This is a genomic window from Streptomyces sp. 2323.1 (genome assembly GCF_900221035.1).
GTDB classification, from domain to species: Bacteria; Actinomycetota; Actinomycetes; order Streptomycetales; family Streptomycetaceae; genus Streptomyces; species Streptomyces sioyaensis.
Window position 1 is genome coordinate 7,123,473 of sequence record NZ_LT907981.1, and the last position, 15,943, is coordinate 7,139,415.

General features: G+C 71.9%; 15 protein-coding genes. 10 read left to right on the forward strand and 5 right to left on the reverse strand.

Annotated elements, in window-relative coordinates; all coding sequences use genetic code 11:
• Positions 1-16: 16 nt before the first annotated feature.
• Entirely contained in the window at positions 17-613 is a 597-nt protein-coding gene (locus CPH93_RS30810; RefSeq protein WP_096214705.1) for an NADPH-dependent FMN reductase, read from the reverse strand.
• A gap of 117 nt (positions 614-730) precedes the next feature.
• On the opposite strand from CPH93_RS30810, the gene CPH93_RS30815 reads away from it, so the two are divergent.
• From CPH93_RS30815 to CPH93_RS30825, 3 genes are all read left to right on the forward strand, one after another.
• On the forward strand, positions 731-1,465 hold the full coding sequence (locus tag CPH93_RS30815; RefSeq protein WP_331716963.1) for a TetR/AcrR family transcriptional regulator: 735 nt from the start codon (positions 731-733) through the stop codon (positions 1,463-1,465).
• Between the two features lie 394 nt (positions 1,466-1,859).
• On the forward strand, positions 1,860-3,419 hold the full coding sequence (locus CPH93_RS30820) for an acyl-CoA synthetase (protein ID WP_096214707.1): 1,560 nt from the start codon (positions 1,860-1,862) through the stop codon (positions 3,417-3,419).
• A 109-nt stretch (positions 3,420-3,528) separates the two neighbouring features.
• Positions 3,529-4,326 (forward strand): VOC family protein, encoded by a 798-nt coding sequence (locus tag CPH93_RS30825; protein ID WP_096214708.1) that lies wholly within the window; start codon positions 3,529-3,531, stop codon positions 4,324-4,326.
• A 268-nt stretch (positions 4,327-4,594) separates the two neighbouring features.
• Here the strand turns inward: CPH93_RS30825 and CPH93_RS30830 are convergent, their stop codons facing one another.
• Together CPH93_RS30830 and paaK are read right to left on the reverse strand one after the other, a co-directional pair.
• Entirely contained in the window at positions 4,595-4,852 is a 258-nt protein-coding gene (locus CPH93_RS30830) for a hypothetical protein (RefSeq protein WP_096214709.1), read from the reverse strand.
• Between the two features lie 229 nt (positions 4,853-5,081).
• A complete protein-coding gene (paaK, locus tag CPH93_RS30835; protein WP_096214710.1) occupies positions 5,082-6,398 on the reverse strand; it encodes a phenylacetate--CoA ligase PaaK in 1,317 nt (438 codons plus the stop codon).
• Positions 6,399-6,518: 120 nt separating this feature from the next.
• On the opposite strand from paaK, the gene CPH93_RS30840 reads away from it, so the two are divergent.
• Both CPH93_RS30840 and CPH93_RS30845 read left to right on the forward strand, forming a co-directional pair.
• Complete coding sequence (locus tag CPH93_RS30840; protein ID WP_096214711.1) at positions 6,519-7,217, forward strand: alpha/beta fold hydrolase; 699 nt, start codon at positions 6,519-6,521, stop codon at positions 7,215-7,217.
• 288 nt (positions 7,218-7,505) lie between these two features.
• Positions 7,506-8,180, forward strand: a complete 675-nt coding sequence (locus CPH93_RS30845; RefSeq protein ID WP_096214712.1) for a chorismate mutase — start codon at positions 7,506-7,508, stop codon at positions 8,178-8,180.
• 64 nt (positions 8,181-8,244) lie between these two features.
• On the opposite strand, the gene CPH93_RS30850 is transcribed toward CPH93_RS30845, so the two are convergent.
• Positions 8,245-9,882: an acyl-CoA synthetase gene (locus tag CPH93_RS30850; RefSeq protein ID WP_096214713.1), complete on the reverse strand. Its 1,638-nt coding sequence runs from the start codon at positions 9,880-9,882 to the stop codon at positions 8,245-8,247.
• Positions 9,883-10,045: 163 nt separating this feature from the next.
• On the opposite strand from CPH93_RS30850, the gene CPH93_RS30855 reads away from it, so the two are divergent.
• The 5 genes from CPH93_RS30855 (at position 10,046) to CPH93_RS30875 (ending at position 14,649) form a co-directional block, all read left to right on the forward strand.
• Positions 10,046-10,846 carry a crotonase/enoyl-CoA hydratase family protein gene (locus CPH93_RS30855; RefSeq protein WP_096214714.1) on the forward strand — a complete coding sequence of 267 codons (801 nt, stop codon included), beginning with the start codon at positions 10,046-10,048 and terminating at the stop codon, positions 10,844-10,846.
• Positions 10,847-11,107: 261 nt separating this feature from the next.
• Positions 11,108-12,055 (forward strand): Zn-ribbon domain-containing OB-fold protein, encoded by a 948-nt coding sequence (locus CPH93_RS30860; protein WP_096214715.1) that lies wholly within the window; start codon positions 11,108-11,110, stop codon positions 12,053-12,055.
• Positions 12,055-13,104: a thiolase domain-containing protein gene (locus CPH93_RS30865; protein WP_096214716.1), complete on the forward strand. Its 1,050-nt coding sequence runs from the start codon at positions 12,055-12,057 to the stop codon at positions 13,102-13,104. The genes CPH93_RS30860 and CPH93_RS30865 overlap by 1 nt, the downstream gene beginning before the upstream one ends.
• Positions 13,104-14,270 (forward strand): thiolase domain-containing protein, encoded by a 1,167-nt coding sequence (locus CPH93_RS30870; RefSeq protein WP_096214717.1) that lies wholly within the window; start codon positions 13,104-13,106, stop codon positions 14,268-14,270. Before CPH93_RS30865 ends, CPH93_RS30870 begins: the two co-directional genes overlap by 1 nt.
• Positions 14,271-14,409: 139 nt before the next feature.
• A complete protein-coding gene (locus CPH93_RS30875) occupies positions 14,410-14,649 on the forward strand; it encodes a DUF397 domain-containing protein (protein ID WP_093481976.1) in 240 nt (79 codons plus the stop codon).
• Positions 14,650-14,710: 61 nt separating this feature from the next.
• Here the strand turns inward: CPH93_RS30875 and CPH93_RS30880 are convergent, their stop codons facing one another.
• A complete protein-coding gene (locus CPH93_RS30880) occupies positions 14,711-15,610 on the reverse strand; it encodes an oxidoreductase (RefSeq protein WP_096215659.1) in 900 nt (299 codons plus the stop codon).
• Between the last annotated feature and the right edge of the window lie 333 nt (positions 15,611-15,943).

The following is a 15,943-nucleotide window of genomic DNA, read 5'->3' on the forward strand; positions in this document are numbered from 1 at the left end:
GTTTGTTGACGCTGCATCAGGCGGTGTAGGGGCGCGCGTTCCTGGCGTCCCGCAGCGCCTGGGCCCACCAGCCGAGTTGGTCGAGCATCGTCTTGGCCGCGGCGTCGCTCTGTGTGTCCTTCATCGCGTACTCCTCGTCGAACAGACCCCAGACGTTGTGCAGGCTGACCGTGTTGCGGATGGTGGTCGCATGCAACTCCGCCATGACGAGCCGGAGTTGCTCGACTGCGCGCAGGCCGCCTGAGATGCCGCCGTAGGAGACGAAGCCGATCGGCTTGGCGTGCCACTGCTCGTTGTGCCAGTCGATGGCGTTCTTCAGGGACGCCGGGAAGCTGTGGTTGTACTCCGGCGTGACGAACACGAACGCGTCGGCGGCCGCCAGGCGCGGTGAGACCTCGGCGAGGGCCTCTTCGGTGCCGGGCGCGGGTGGCTGACCGAAGGCCGGGAAGACGGTGGGCAGCGGGGTCTCGGCCAGGTCGACGACGTCGATCCTCATGTCGTCGCGCTGGTCGAGGTGGCTCTTGATCCACCGTGTGACGACGGGTGCGAAACGGCCCTCCCGGGTGCTGCCGACGACGACCGCTACGCGGAGCTGCTGCGGCTGCTCGCTCATGGGAAATCCCCCTGATGTGTACGACGTATTGGGATGCGTACAACGTACACGGTGCTGTGTACGCCGTCTACTGGCGATACGCTGTACACGAACGGTCGGCCGGAGAGGAGCCCACTCGTGGCAGCCCAGAAGAAGAGCAGAGATGTGGATGCGCCCGTGCTGTGGGAGCGCATGGACCGCCCCGCCGCCGCGCCTCGCGCCTCACTGACGCCGCAGAAGATCGCTGCTGTGGCGGTGCAGGTCGCCGACGCCGAGGGCTTCGCCGCCGTCACCATGCGCCGCCTCGCCACCGAGCTGGGCGTCGCACCCATGGCCGCGTACCGCCATGTCTCGGGCAAGGACGACCTGTGGGCGCTGATGGTCGACCAGGTCACGGCCGAACTCGCCGTACCCGACGAGGTGACCGGCTGGCGCGACATCCTGCGCGCCTACGCACTGGCCAGTCGCGCCATGATGCTGCGGCATCCCTGGCTGGCTCAGCTGCCCACACCGCACTTCGTGCTGACGCCGAACCGGATGGCGGTCGCGGAACGCCAGCTTGCCGCGCTCGACGGCCACGGCATGGACACCGACTCGATGATGGCCGCCTTCCGCGCGGTCACCGCCTATGTGCACGGCGCGGCGCAGTCCGAGGTGGCGCTACGCCAGTACATGGAGGACAACGGCTGGGTCAGCGGCGACGAAACACGCCGCGCACTCGCACCCCAGATGACCTATCTGATGGAGACCGGCCGCTACCCGACCTACCGGCGCTACGCCCTCGGGGCCGGGCGCAAGGACGACGCGGCCTGGCAGTTCGAGACGGGACTCGACTGCGTACTCGACGGAATCGCGGTCAGGATCGACAGCTAGGGTCTGTCCGATGGGTCGGGGCCGGGCCCGGCCCCGACCCATACGCATCGCTCGACGGCGCTGCGGTGGCGGTGCTGGGCCTTGTCGAATGCTGGAGGACGTCCGCCGGCCCGGCCCTTCCGCCACCGCTTGGCTCGCTGGTCATCGGGCTGGGCGATGGTCGCCTTGATGCCGCGCCGTCGCAGATAAGCACGGTTGTCGTCACTGGAGAACGCCTTGTCACCGCGGACTCGATCGGGTCGGCTGCGGGGTCGGCCTGGCCCGTGCCGCCGGATCCGCAGGCCCTCCAGCACAGGGATGAACAGTGGTGGCGAGACGTGAACGCGCCCTCTCACGGCGCTCGTCGGCGGCCGGGTGCCTTGACCCCGGGTGGGACGCGGTCGAGGATCGCGCCATGATGCGAGCGCGGAGCAATACGGTCGACGGAGTCCTGCGGCGCAGCGCCCGTCGGGTGCCCGGGCGGACCGCGGTGCGTTACGGGGCGCGGGCCTGGACGTACCGGGAGCTCGACGACGCGGTGACCGCCGCGGCCCGGGTACTGCTGGCGGACGGCCTGCGGCCCGGTGACCGGGTCGCCTCCTACGGGCACAACTCCGATGCGTATCTGATCGGCTTTCTGGCCTGTGCCCGCGCCGGCCTGGTACACGTGCCGGTCAACCACGGCCTCACGGGCGAGGATCTGCACTACATCCTGGACCAGTCGGGCAGCGCGCTGGTGCTCACCGATGCCGCACTGGTGGACCGGGTGCCGGACTCCGTACGCCGCATGCCGCTGTACGGGGCCCCCGACGGACTGCTGGAGCGGCTCGCTGCCGACGGGGTGGCCGAGGACGCCGCCGCGCTGCCGCCGGTCGAGGCGCCCGACGACGCCCTGGTCCAGCTCCTCTACACCTCGGGGACCACCGCCCTGCCCAAGGGCGCGATGATGACGCACCGTGCGCTGGTGCACGAGTACACCAGCGCCGTCGTCGCCCTCGACCTGAAGGAGACGGACCAGCCGCTGCACTCGCTGCCGCTCTACCACTCCGCGCAGATGCATGTGTTCCTGCTGCCGTACCTGGCCGTCGGAGCGGAGAACACCATCCTGGACGGCCCCGATCCGGACCGGATCTTCGAGCTGGTGGAAGCGGGCCTGGCCGACAGCCTGTTCGCGCCGCCGACCGTGTGGATCGCGCTGGCGAACCACCCCGGCTTCACCACCCGTGAGCTGAGCGGTCTGCGCAAGGCCTACTACGGTGCCTCGATCATGCCGGTCCCCGTACTGGAGCGGCTGCGCGCCCGGCTGCCCGGACTCGCCTTCTACAACTGCTTCGGACAGAGCGAGATCGGGCCGCTGGCCACCGTGCTCGGCCCGGACGAACACGAGGGCCGGATGGATTCCTGCGGGCGGCCGGTGCTGTTCGTCGAAGCGCGGGTGGTCGACGAGGAGGGCCGGGAGGTGCCGGACGGCACCCGGGGCGAGGTCGTCTACCGGTCCCCACAACTGTGCATCGGCTACTGGGACAAGCCGGAGGAGACCGCGGAGGCGTTCCGGGACGGCTGGTTCCACTCCGGGGACCTCGCAGTCCGCGACCCGGAGGGCTATTTCACGGTGGTCGACCGGGTCAAGGACGTCATCAACTCCGGTGGCGTCCTGGTCGCCTCGCGCCAGGTGGAGGACGTGCTCTACGAGCATCCGCAGGTGGCCGAGGTCGCGGTGATCGGACTGCCGGACGAGCGCTGGATCGAGGCGGTGACCGCGGTGGTGGTACGGCGGCCGCACGCCGCGGGCGGCGCCGGGGGCGCGGACGGCGGCACCGGGATGGTGGGGGAACAGGAGCTGATCGAGGCGGCCCGCGCCCGCCTCGCGCCGTTCAAGGCCCCCAAAAGGGTGATGTTCGTGGACGCGCTGCCGCGCAACGCCAGCGGCAAGGTCCTCAAGCGCGAGCTGCGCGCACGGTTCGGCGCGCCCTGAGCCGGGCCGCGCGGAGGGCGTGAAGGGCGATTGTCAGTGCCCCCTGCCATGCTGAGAAACGGCGGGAACCAGCCATGCACGTCACCATCCGCGCAACGGAGGACCACCCATGCTGACCACCAACTACGTCCCGGGCACACCGAACTGGCTCGACCTCGGGGCCCCCGACATCGACGCCGCCGTCTCCTTCTACTCCGCCGTGTTCGGCTGGACCTTCCAGTCCGCCGGACCGGATGCCGGCGGATACGGCTTCTTCCAGCTGGGCGGCAAGACCGTCGGCGCCGTCGGCCCGCTGATGGAGGAGGGCGCCTCCTCCGCCTGGACCGTCTATTTCCAGACCCCCGACGCCGACGCCACGGTCAAGGCCGTCGAGCAGGCCGGCGGCGCGGTGCGGGTGGCGCCGATGGACGTCTTCACCGCGGGCCGGCTGGCGGCCTTCACCGACCCGACGGGCGCCGACTTCGCCGTATGGCAGCCCGGCGACGTCCAGGGTCTCGACACGGTCATGGAACCGAACACGCTGTGCTGGACGGAGCTGTACACCACCGACGCGGCCAAGGCGAAGGACTTCTACCGCCCGGTCTTCTCCTGGGAGTACCAGGACATGCCCATGGGCGGCGACTCGGTCTACTCCCTCGTCTCCGCGCCGGGCGGCGGCAAGTCCGACGACACCGGACACGGCGGCATCATGCAGCTCCAGCAGGAGCATCTGCAGGCCGGTTCGACGTCGGAGTGGCACCCCTACTTCGCGGTGACCGACTGCGACGCCACCTTCGCCGCGGCCACCGACCACGGCGCCACGGCCATGATCCCGCCCACCGACGTCCCGCGCGTCGGCCGGCTGGCCATGCTCATGGACCCGGCAGGCGCCCCGTTCGCCCTGATCAAGGGGGAGCCGACAACCTGACCTGAACCGAACCGCAGTCCGTCGCACGCCGCCGGTCGCGCGAGCGCGCCAGCAGCGCGCGGCCGTCGGCCAGCGCGGAGGGGCGGAAGTTCCATGGCGCGGCGGCGAGTGTCAGGGCACGGAGATGGTGATCGTCCGGCTGCCGGGCACAGCGCTCGGCGGCGGTGGTGACATCGGGGAGCGGGTGGGTCTACCATGCCGGTCAGCAGGCCTTCGAGTTCCGGGACGGAGAGCATGAACATGCCTCCGGTGGAGTGGCCGGCCATGATCACCTCGTCCAGGGCCTGTGCGGCCTCCGCGAGGGCTCCGGGCCAGTGGCGTAAGGCTCGGCGGGAAGCGCGGGAAAGCTGCGGTTGGAGCCGTCGCCGGGCAGATCGACCAGCCAGGCGGCTCCGGGCACCTGAGCCGCCGCCACCAGGCCGAGCAGGGACTCGGAGCCCAGCCCCGGGCCGCCGGGCACGAACAGCCAGTTGCCGCGCCCGGCACCCGAGGTGACCTGGCGCAGCTGACTCCCGACGCCGTCCATCGTTCCTGCCGTCGTCCGCGGCCCGCACATCCTGCACCGCCGGATCCCGGACGCCGGCCACTTCCCCTGGGTCGAGAACCCAAGCGCGGTCCGCACGGCCTTCGCCGACCTCGCCGCCCGCCTGGACCTCCCGGGCTGAAACACCCGCCCGAGGGAGCCGGGCGTCCAACCAGCCCCGCTCCCGCGGCCGGGCGTCCAACTAGCCCCGGTCCCGCGGCCGTGCGTGCAACTAGCCCCGGTCCCGCGGCCGGGTGTCCACGATGCGCTTGATCTTGCCGACCGAGCGCTCCAGGGTCTCCGGATCGACGATCTCGACCGCGACCGAGACGCCGATTCCGTCCTTGACGGCGCGGGCGATCAGTCCGGCGGCTGCCGCGCGCTCCTGGCGGGTGGCGTCCGGCCGGGCCTCGGCGCGCACGGTCAGCTGGTCCAGCCGGCCCTCGCGGGTCAGCTTCAGCTGGAAGTGCGGGGCGACGCCCGGTGTCCGCAGCACGACCTCCTCCACCTGCGCGGGGAAGAGATTGACCCCACGCAGAATGATCATGTCGTCGCAGCGTCCGGTGACCTTCTCCATCCGGCGGAAGGCGGGGCGCGCGGTGCCGGGCAGCAGCCGCGTCAGATCACGGGTGCGGTAGCGGATGACCGGCATCGCCTCCTTGGTGAGCGAGGTGAACACCAGCTCGCCGTGCGCTCCGTCGGGCAGCACCTCGCCGGTGAGCGGGTCGACCACCTCCGGATAGAAGTGGTCCTCCCAGATGTGCAGCCCGTCCTTGGTCTCCACGCACTCCTGGGCGACGCCGGGCCCCATGACCTCCGACAGGCCGTATATGTCCACGGCGTCGATCGCGAACCGCTCCTCGATCTCGCGGCGCATCTCCTGTGTCCACGGCTCGGCGCCGAAGACGCCCACCCTGAGCGAGGTCGTACGGGGATCGATGCCCTGCCGCTCGAACTCGTCCAGCAGGGTGAGCATGTACGACGGGGTGACCATGATGATCTCGGGGCGGAAGTCCTGGATGATCTGCACCTGCCGGCTGGTCATCCCGCCGGACGCCGGTACGACCGTGCAGCCGAGCCGCTCCGCGCCGTAGTGCGCGCCCAGACCGCCGGTGAACAGGCCGTAGCCGTAGGCGATGTGGACGGTGTGCCCCGGCCGGCCGCCGGCCGCGTACAGGGAGCGGGCGACGACATCCGCCCAGCGGGAGAGGTCACCTTCGGTGTAGCCGACCACGGTGGGGCGGCCGGTGGTGCCGCTGGAGGCATGGATACGGCGCACCTCCGCCCGGGGGACGGCGAACATCCCGAAGGGGTACTGGGAGCGCAGATCATCCTTGACGGTGAAGGGGAAGCGGGCGAGATCGCCGAGCGAGTGGCAGTCCTGCGGATGCAGCCCGGCCCGTTCGAAGGACTCCCGATAGAACGGGACGTGGTCATAGGCATGCTGCAAGGAGGCGCGCAGCCGGGTCAGTTGCCGCTCGCGCAACGCGTCCAGGGAGAGCCGTTCCGCCTCGTCGAACGTCTCACTGCCCTCAGCCGCTGCCGGCATGGAGTTCACCGCCTCGTATCCCTACCGATCATTCGGTAGTCGCGTGCTGATCCAAGTAATCAGCGCGCGGCGAACACGTCAAGGGGCGTGGCGCGGCCGGTGCACGGGTAGCGTCCGCGCATGAGTGACGTACGGAAGGTGCAGGTCGGTGAGGTCCAGCTGGCATATCGGGTGTGGGGTGAGGAGGACGCCCCGCCCGCCGTGCTGCTGCACTGTCTCGGGGAGGACGGCGAGGACTGGCGCGGAGTGGTCGGCCGGCTCGCCGGCACCCATCGTGTCTTCGCCCTCGATCAGCGCGGCCACGGCCACAGCGACTGGCCGGGGGAGTACGGCTTCGCGCGGTGGCGGGACGACGCCATCGGGTTTCTGCAGGCGCTCGGCCTGGAGCGGGTGATCCTCATCGGGCACTCGCTGGGCGCGGTGGCCGCCCTGCTGGTGGCCGCGGACCGGCCCGAGCTGGTGGACCGGCTGGTCCTGGAGGAGGCCGTCCCGCCGCGGCCCACCGACCCGGCCGAGGAGGTGCCCGAGCAGCCGGCGGGCCCGGAGCCGTTCGACTGGCAGGCCAAGCTCGCGGTGGCGGCGGAGCGCAATGGGCCCGATTCCGGGTGGTGGGAGGCGGTGGCGCGGGTCACCGCGCCGACCCTGGTCATCGCCGGCGGCGAGACCGGCCAGGCCCCGCAGGGACACCTCGCCGAGCTGGCCGAGCGGCTGCCCGATGCCCGTCTGGTGACGGTGGAGGGTGCCGGCCACCTCGTCCACGAGGAGCGCCCCGGGGAATTCCTCGCCGCGGTCAACTCGTTCCTCGCGCCGCAGGCTTAGGGCGGGGCCGGGGCGTACTGCTGGGGAGTGCCGGACCGTTCCGCCGGGGAGGGGCCGGAGCGTTGCGTTCCGCCAGGTGCGACCCCGCCGTTCCGCCAGGGAAGGCCCGCACCGCTCCACCTGGCCCCGCCGGCGGACGGCGGGCCCCGCGCCCGCACGTACCGGCCATGCCGCACGGAATTGCCCCTCGACGCGACGATTGCCCGGTCTTGCCGGAGCCGCGGTCATACGCTGACCGCGACTTCCCCCGGAGCCCCGGAGGCCCGGGGATCGCGAGAAAGGCCCATCGTGCAGCTGACCCCCTCGATACGGAGCGCCCTGGCAGCCGGCGCCGCCGTGACCGTCCTGTTCGCCGGAGCCGGGGCGGCCGCCGCGGCCCCGGCCACCCCGAAGGCCCCGGCAACCGCCTCACCGGCCCCGGCGACCGCCCCGCAGGCCCCGGCGACCGCCCCGGCCGCCGCCACCGCACACTCCCCGTACGCCCAGCTCCGGCCGCTCGCCACGTTCTCGGCGGAGCGGCTGGCCACCGCCGATCTGGTGGCCGCGGCGAAGTGGGGTACCAGCAGTCCGATCGACGACCCGGCCCGTGAGCAGGAGGTGCTGAAGAGCGTGGCGGAGCAGGCCCGGCAGCTGGGCGCCGATCCCGCGGCGACGACGCGGATCTTCCGGGACCAGATCGAGGCCAACAAGGTCGTACAGCGCGGGCTGTACCGCCAGTGGGACGCGAACCCGGCGCAGGCGCCGACCGAGCGGCCCGACCTCCAAGAGGTGCGCAAGGAGATCAACCGCGTCAACGGCGAGCTGGTGCGGGCCATCGCCGCCTCCCCGCGCGCCCGCTCGGCGCCGTCCTGCACCCCGCTGCTGACCGTCGCCGCCGCACAGGTCCGCGCGGAGCGGCAGCTGGACGGGCTGCACACGGTGGCGCTGGCCCGTGCGCTGCCGTCGGTCTGCGCCAGAGGCTGAGCCCCGCGGCAGCCCGCGCGCGCCGCGGCAGCCCGCCCGTCCGGCGGCGGGCGGACCGGCCGGCTCAGGCCGTCCGTTCGCCCGCCGCCACCGCCTTCGCCCAGCGGTAGTCCGCCTTGCCGCTGGGGGAGCGCCGGATGTGGTCGGTGAAGACGACGGCGCGCGGAATCTTGTAGCCCGCCAGCCGGGTCCGGCAGTGGAGCTGTATTGCCGCGAGGTCCAACGGCGCGGCTCCTGGGCGCAGTTGGACCACGGCGGCGACCCGATTGCCCCACCGTTCGTCCGGCACGCCCGCCACCAGCGCGTCATAGACGTCCGGGTGGGCCTTCAGCGCCTGCTCGACCTCCTCCGGATAGATCTTCTCCCCGCCGGAGTTGATGCACTGCGAGCCACGGCCGAGCACGGTGACGATGCCCGCCTCGTCGACGGTGGCCATGTCGCCGAGCAGTACCCAGCGCTCACCGTGCGCCTCGAAGAAGGTCTCGGCGGTCTTCTTCGGGTCGTTGTAGTAGCCCAGCGGTACGTGCCCGCGCTGCGCGAGCCGGCCCACCTCGCCGACCGGAACCGGCTCGTTGGTCGCCGGATCCACCACCGCCGTACGGGCGTTGACCTGAAGCCGGAAGCCCTTGTCGGGGCCGGAGTCGGCGGTGGCGGTGCCGTTGAAGCCGGATTCGGAGGAGCCGAAGTTGTTGAGCAGCAGGGCGTCCGGGACCAGCGTGCTGAACTGGGCGCGGACGGTCTCCGAGAGGATCGCCCCGGAGCTGCTGACGCTGAACAGTGAGGAGCAGTCGGTGCCCTGGAGCGGTCCGGCGAGCGCATCGACCAGCGGGCGCAGCATGGCGTCACCGACCAGGGAGACGCTGGTGACCCGCTCCCGTTCGATGGTCCGTAGCACCTCCTCGGGCACGTACTTGCGGTGCAGGACGACCTTCTGGCCGAAGTGGAAGGCGATGAACGCGGTGAGGGTCGAGGTGCCGTGCATCAGTGGGGGAGTGGGGAAGAATACGAGACCGGCGCCGCCCTCGCCGCCGGCCGCGACCCGCTCGGCCAGTTCCTGCGGCCGCCGCACCGGCTCACCGGTCGGCGCCCCGCCACCCATCCCGGAGAAGAACAGGTCCTCGTGGCGCCACATCACGCCCTTGGGCATGCCGGTGGTGCCGCCGGTGTAGATGACCATCCGGTCGTCGGCGGAGCGCGGCCCGAAGCCGCGCGCGGGGGAGCCGCCGGCCTCGGCGTCCGCCAGCGCGACGGGCGTGATCGACGGTTGCCGAGCACCCTCGGGCGGGGTACCGACCCGGACCAGATGCCGCAGCCGGGGCGCCCGCGGAAGGGCGGCGGCCACCCGCGCGGTGAACTCCGCGTCGAAGACCAGCGCCGCCAGGTCGGCGTCCCGGTAGAGGTAGACCAACTCCTCTTCCACGTAGCGGTAGTTGACGTTGACCGGGACGGCGCGGATCTTGAGGCAGGCGTAGAGGGCCTGGAGGTAGCCGACGCCGTTGTAGAGGTGCAGTCCGACGTGCTGACCGGGGCCGATGCCGTGATCGGCGAGGTGGTGCGCGAGACGGTTGGCGGCGTGGTCCAGTTCGGCGTAGGTCAGCCGCCGTTCGGCGCCGGAGCCCGGATGGTCGACGTACACCAGCGCCTCGCGGTCCGGCACCGTGTCGACGATCGACTCGAAGAGGTCGGCAAGGTTGAACTCCACGTCTCCTCCAGACCGGGCGGGCGTCGGCTTGGCGGTCATTAGAGCGCCGCCCGGAGGAGCTGGGAAGGGCCGCAGCCAAGAAATCTGACTACCTGTCAGAAAAGCCTTGAAGTCGCCGTGCGGCTCCTGCACCCTGTTCTGCGTCGTGAGACGGGAGGCCCTCATGGGCGGGACGGAACATCTGACCGTGGCGCGCACCGGCGCGACCCTGGTGCTCACCCTCAACCGGCCGGAGGCGAAGAACGCCCTCTCGCTGCCGATGCTGGTCGGCCTGTACGACGGCTGGGTCGCCGCCGACGAGGACGACGGGATCCGCTCGGTCGTCCTCACCGGCGCCGGCGGCACCTTCTGCGCCGGAATGGACCTCAAGGCCCTGGCGGGCGACGGCATGGCCGGTGAGCAGTACCGCGACCGGCTGCGCGCCGACCCCGATCTGCACTGGAAGGCGATGCTGCGCCACCACCGGCCCCGCAAACCCGTGATCGCCGCCGTCGAGGGCCACTGCGTCGCCGGCGGCACGGAGATCCTCCAGGGCACCGACATCCGCGTCGCCGGCGAGAGCGCCACCTTCGGGCTCTTCGAGGTCCGGCGCGGACTGTTCCCGATCGGCGGCTCCACCGTCCGCCTCGCCCGCCAGATCCCCCGCACCCACGCCCTGGAGATGCTGCTCACCGGCCGGCCCTACCCCGCCCACGAGGCCGCCCGCATCGGCCTGATCGGCCACGTGGTGCCCGACGGGACCGCGCTGGACAAGGCCCTGGAGATCGCCGAACTGATCAACGGCTGCGGCCCGCTGGCCGTCGAAGCCGTGAAGGCATCCGTCTACGAGACCGCCGAGATGACCGAGACCGACGGACTGGAGGCCGAACTCGCCCGCGGCTGGCCGCTCTTCGACACCGCCGACGCCAAGGAGGGCTCCCGGGCCTTCGCCGAGAAGCGCCCACCCGTCTTCCGGCGCGCCTGACCCTAGGGCGTGTCGTTTGGATCAGGGCGGATCAGGGAGCGGGGTCTGGTGCACTTCGTTCGCTGCGCTCTCTCCGTCTCGGCTCCACAAGAGCCACCGGATGCCGAGCGCGATCGCAAGGCGGAGGAGGGAGTCGACGCGGAGCGATGGGGGTCCCCCGCGCCGTTGAGGCGTGGGGGAGAGTGACGACAACGCGGCGAGCGGGCGTGCCAGACCACGCGAGCCCGCCATGATCCAAACGACACGCCCTAGGAGTCCCGCATGTCAGAGGTCCTCACGGCGCCCCTCGTCGTGGAATTTCCCTTCACCCGCTCGCTCGGCCCCGTCCTGAGCGCCTTCCTCACCGGACTGCGCGAGCGCACCGTCCTCGGCGTGCGGGCGGGCGACGGGCGGGTGGTGGTCCCGCCGACCGAATACGACCCGGTGACCGCCGAGGAGCTCCGTGAGCTGGTCGAGGTCGGCAGCAGCGGCACCGTCACCACCTGGGCCTGGAACCCCTCCCCGCGCCGCGGCCAGCCGCTGGCCACCCCCTTCGCCTGGGTCCTGGTCCGCCTCGACGGCGCCGACACCGCACTCCTGCACGCACTGGACGCCCCCGGCCCCGACGCCGTACGCACCGGGATGCGGGTCCGCGTCCGCTGGGCCGCCGAGCGCACCGGCGCGATCACCGACATCGCCTGCTTCGAACCGGACGACGGCCCCGCCGGCGACGCCCGGCCGACCGGGCACAGCGGGGAGTTCGATGACCCCGTCACCACCCTCACCGCCCCCGCCCGGCTCGACTACACCTACGCGCCCGGCCGCGCCCAGTCCCGCTACCTGCACGCGCTCGCCGGCCACCGGACCGTCGGCGAACGCTGCCCCTCCTGCCACAAGGTCTACGTTCCGCCCCGCGGCGCCTGCCCCACCTGCGGCGTCGCCACCGGCACCCAGGTCGAGGTCGGCCCCCGCGGCACCGTCACCACCTTCTGCATCGTCAACATCAAGGCCAAGAACCTGGACATCGAAGTCCCCTACGTCTACGCCCATATCGCCCTGGACGGCGCCGACCTGGCCCTGCACGCCCGCATCGGCGGCATCCCGTACGACCAGGTCCGCATGGGCCTGAGGGTGGAACCCGTATGGACCGAGGACGGCCGCTTCCCCGACCACTACCGCCCCACCGGCGAACCCGATGCCGACTACGACAGCTACAAGGAGCTGATCTGATGCGCGAGGTCGCCATCGTCGCTTTCGGGCAGAGCGTGCACGTCCGCGACAGCGCGGAGACCTCCGAGGTCGAGATGCTGATGCCGGTGCTCCACGACGTCCTGGCACAGACCGGCCTGGCCGCCCGGGACATCGACTTCACCTGCTCCGGCTCCTCCGACTACCTCGCCGGCCGCGCCTTCTCCTTCACCATGGCCCTGGACGGCGTCGGCGCCTGGCCGCCGATCTCCGAATCCCATGTCGAGATGGACGGCGCCTGGGCGCTGTACGAGGCCTGGGTGAAGATCCTCACCGGCGAGGCGGACACCGCGCTGGTCTACGCGTACGGCAAGTCCTCGCCCGGCGACCTCCGCGAGGTCCTCACCCGCCAGCTCGACCCCTACTGCGTGGCCCCGCTGTGGCCCGACTCCGTCGCGCTCGCCGCCCTCCAGGCCCAGGCGCTGATCGACGCGGGACTGACCGACGAGCGGGCGCTGGCCGGTATCGCGGCCCGCAGCCGTACGGCCGCCGAGTCCAACCCGCACGCCCAGCTGCGCGGCGCCGGGCCCGCCGGTGAGCCGCTCGTCGCCCCGCTGCGCACCGGCGACTGCCCGCCCGTCGGCGATGGCGCCGCCGCCGTCGTCCTCGCCGCCGGCGACACCGCCCGCCGCCTGACCGCCCGCCCCGCCTGGATCCGCGGCCTCGACCACCGCATCGAGGCGCACAGCCTGGGCGTGCGCGACCTCACCGACTCCCCGTCCACCCGGCTCGCCGCGCAGCGCGCCGGCGCCTTCGAACACCCCCTGGACACCGCCGAGTTGCACGCCCCCTTCACCTCCCAGGAAGTCGTGCTGCGCCGCGCCCTGAACCTCGACGCGGCGGACGGCACCGTCCGGATCAACCCCTCCGGCGGCGCACTGGCCGCCAACCCCGTCATGGCCACCGGCCTGATCCGGCTCGGCGAGGCCGCCGCCCGTATCCACCGGGGCGCCTCCGACCGCGCCCTCGCGCACGCCACCTCGGGGCCGTGCCTGCAACAGAATCTGGTCGCAGTCCTGGAGGGTGAGTGATGAGCAAGGAGCCCGTGGCCGTCACCGGCATCGGCCAGACCGCACATGTCGCCGCACGGCGCGACGTCTCCCTCGCCGGACTCGTCCGGGAAGCGGCCCGACGCGCCCTGGACGACGCCGAGCTGACCTGGGCGGACATCGACGCCGTGGTGATCGGCAAGGCCCCCGACTTCTTCGAGGGCGTCATGATGCCCGAGCTGTACCTCGCCGACGCCCTGGGCGCGGTCGGCAAACCGATGCTGCGGGTGCACACCGCCGGTTCGGTCGGCGGCTCCACCGCCCTGGTCGCCGCCAACCTCGTCGCGGCCCGGGTCCACCGCACCGTCCTCACCCTCGCCTTCGAGAAGCAGTCCGAGTCCAACGCCATGTGGGGACTGTCCCTGCCCATCCCCTTCCAGCAGCCCCTGCTGGCCGGCGCCGGCGGCTTCTTCGCCCCGCACGTCCGCGCGTACATGCGGCGCACCGGCGCGCCGGACACCATCGGCTCCCTGGTCGCCTACAAGGACCGCCGCAACGCCCTCAAGAACCCCTACGCCCACCTCCACGAGAAGGACATCACCCTGGAGAAGGTCCAGGCCTCGCCGATGCTCTGGGACCCGATCCGCTACTCCGAGACCTGCCCGTCCTCCGACGGCGCCTGCGCCATGATCCTCACCGACCGGGCCGGAGCCGCCCGCGCACCGCACCCGGCGGCCTGGGTGCACGGCGGGGCGATGCGCAGCGAGCCCACCCTCTTCGCCGGCAAGGACTTCGTCTCCCCGCAGGCCGGCAAGGACTGCGCCGCCGACGTCTACCGGCAGGCCGGCATCACCGACCCGCGCCGGCAGCTCGACGCGGTGGAGATGTACGTCCCCTTCAGCTGGTACGAGCCGATGTGGCTGGAGAACCTGGGCTTCGCCGAGGAGGGCGAGGGCTGGAAGCTCACCGAGTCCGGCGTCACCGAACTCGACGGCGATCTCCCCGTCAACCCCTCCGGCGGGGTGCTGTCCACCAACCCGATCGGCGCCTCCGGCATGCTCCGCTTCGCGGAGGCCGCCCTCCAGGTACGCGGCCGGGCCGGCGACCACCAAGTCGACGGCGCCCGGCGGGCGTTGGGCCATGCCTACGGCGGCGGCTCCCAGTTCTTCGCGATGTGGCTGGTCGGCGCCGACGCACCGGCCACCTGACACCCCCGGGGGAGGGGCGCACCGGCCCCGCTGCGCCCCTCCCCGGACCACCACCCCACCGCCGCGCCACGTCCCCTGTCCGTCCCCGGACACACTGGCTAGGCTGACCGCGGACGACGAACCGGGAGGAGCGGGAATCGTGGCCGACAGCATCACCGAGCAGCGGCTCGCGGGCGGGCCCAGGCCCGACCTCGACCTTGCGCAGGCCGAATGGCAGTCGAGCACCCAGGGCGTGGGCGATGTACAGATCGCCTTCGTCGAGGGCTATATCGCGATGCGCAACCGCCGCAGTCCGGAGATCCCGGCACTGATCTTCACCCCCGCCGAGTGGCGCGCCTTCGTCCTCGACGCCCGCGAGGGCGCATTCGATCTGACCTGACCTGCACCTGGCGCTGTCGTGAGGCGTCGCCTTGCTCACGCGTGACAGCTGGTAGCCGGCATCAGGGGGCAGTGCAGCCGACCGAATCGAGAAGTCCGACTTCTTCCGCTGTCAGATCGAGCGTGCCTGCCGCCAGGTTGTCGATCAGGTGGTCCGGGTTGCCCGTTCCCGGGATGGCCAGCACGTGCTTGCCCTGCCGCAGCGTCCAGGCCAGGCGTACCTGCGACGGCGACACCCCGTGCGCCCGGGCGACGGTGCGGACCTGTGCGTGCTCGGCCCGGACGGCGCCTGCCTCGCGCCCCTCCCCGGCGATCGAGAAGAAGGGTACGAACGCGATGCCGTGTGCGGCGCAGGCCCGGAGCATCTCTTCGCCGGCCCGCGCGTCGACGCCGTAGCGGTTCTGTACGCAGACCACGGGGGCGACTGCCCGGGCTTGGGCCAGGTGGGCGGGCCGGGCATTCGAGATGCCGAGATGGCGGATGAGCCCGGCCGCACGCAGCTCGGCGAGGGCCCCGAAGTCCTCACTGATCGAATCCTGGCCCATGACACGCAGGTTGACCACGTCGAGGTGATCACGGCCGAGCTGGCGCAGGTTCTCCTCGACCTGGCCGCGCAGCTGATCGGGCCGCGCCGGGGCGGTCCACTCGCCGGACGCGTCCCGTACGGGGCCGACCTTGGTGGCGATGACCAGGTCGTCCGGGTACGGGGCCAGCGCCGAGTTGATCAGCTCGTTGGCGGACCGCAGCCGGGAGAAGTAGAACGCCGCGGTGTCGAGGTGATTGACGCCGAGATCGACCGCCCGGCGCAGTACACCGATCGACCGGCCGCGGTCGCGCGGGGTGCCCTGGTGGAATGCAGCGCTGCCGGTCAGACGCATGGCACCGAAACCGATCCGGTTGACCGTGCGGTCTCCCAGCACCCAGGTGCCCGCGGCCCCCGCACAGACTGTCTCCGACGTCATCTCCACCCTCAGCTCCTTCGGAACGGCCCCGCGCCCGGTGGCGGTTCGGGGCGCGGCAGGCGTGGAGTATGCCCAGGTGAGAGCGGTGACGAGAAGGCACCTGAGGGCGGGGGAATGTCACAGGGAAACCGGGAATCCGTGCCCGGCACACCACGTTCTTACTGGTGTCGCGTTCCCATACCGCCCCGGGCCCAGGACTGGGACTATGGAGCCTGCAAGCGCGCTGAAGCCTTGCGGCTGCGGCGCCGAACATCGGGCGGACGAGCACCATCCACATCGGGTCGGACGGGACGAGTACAAAGCCCCGTTGCTGGTGACGCTCTGTGCATTTTC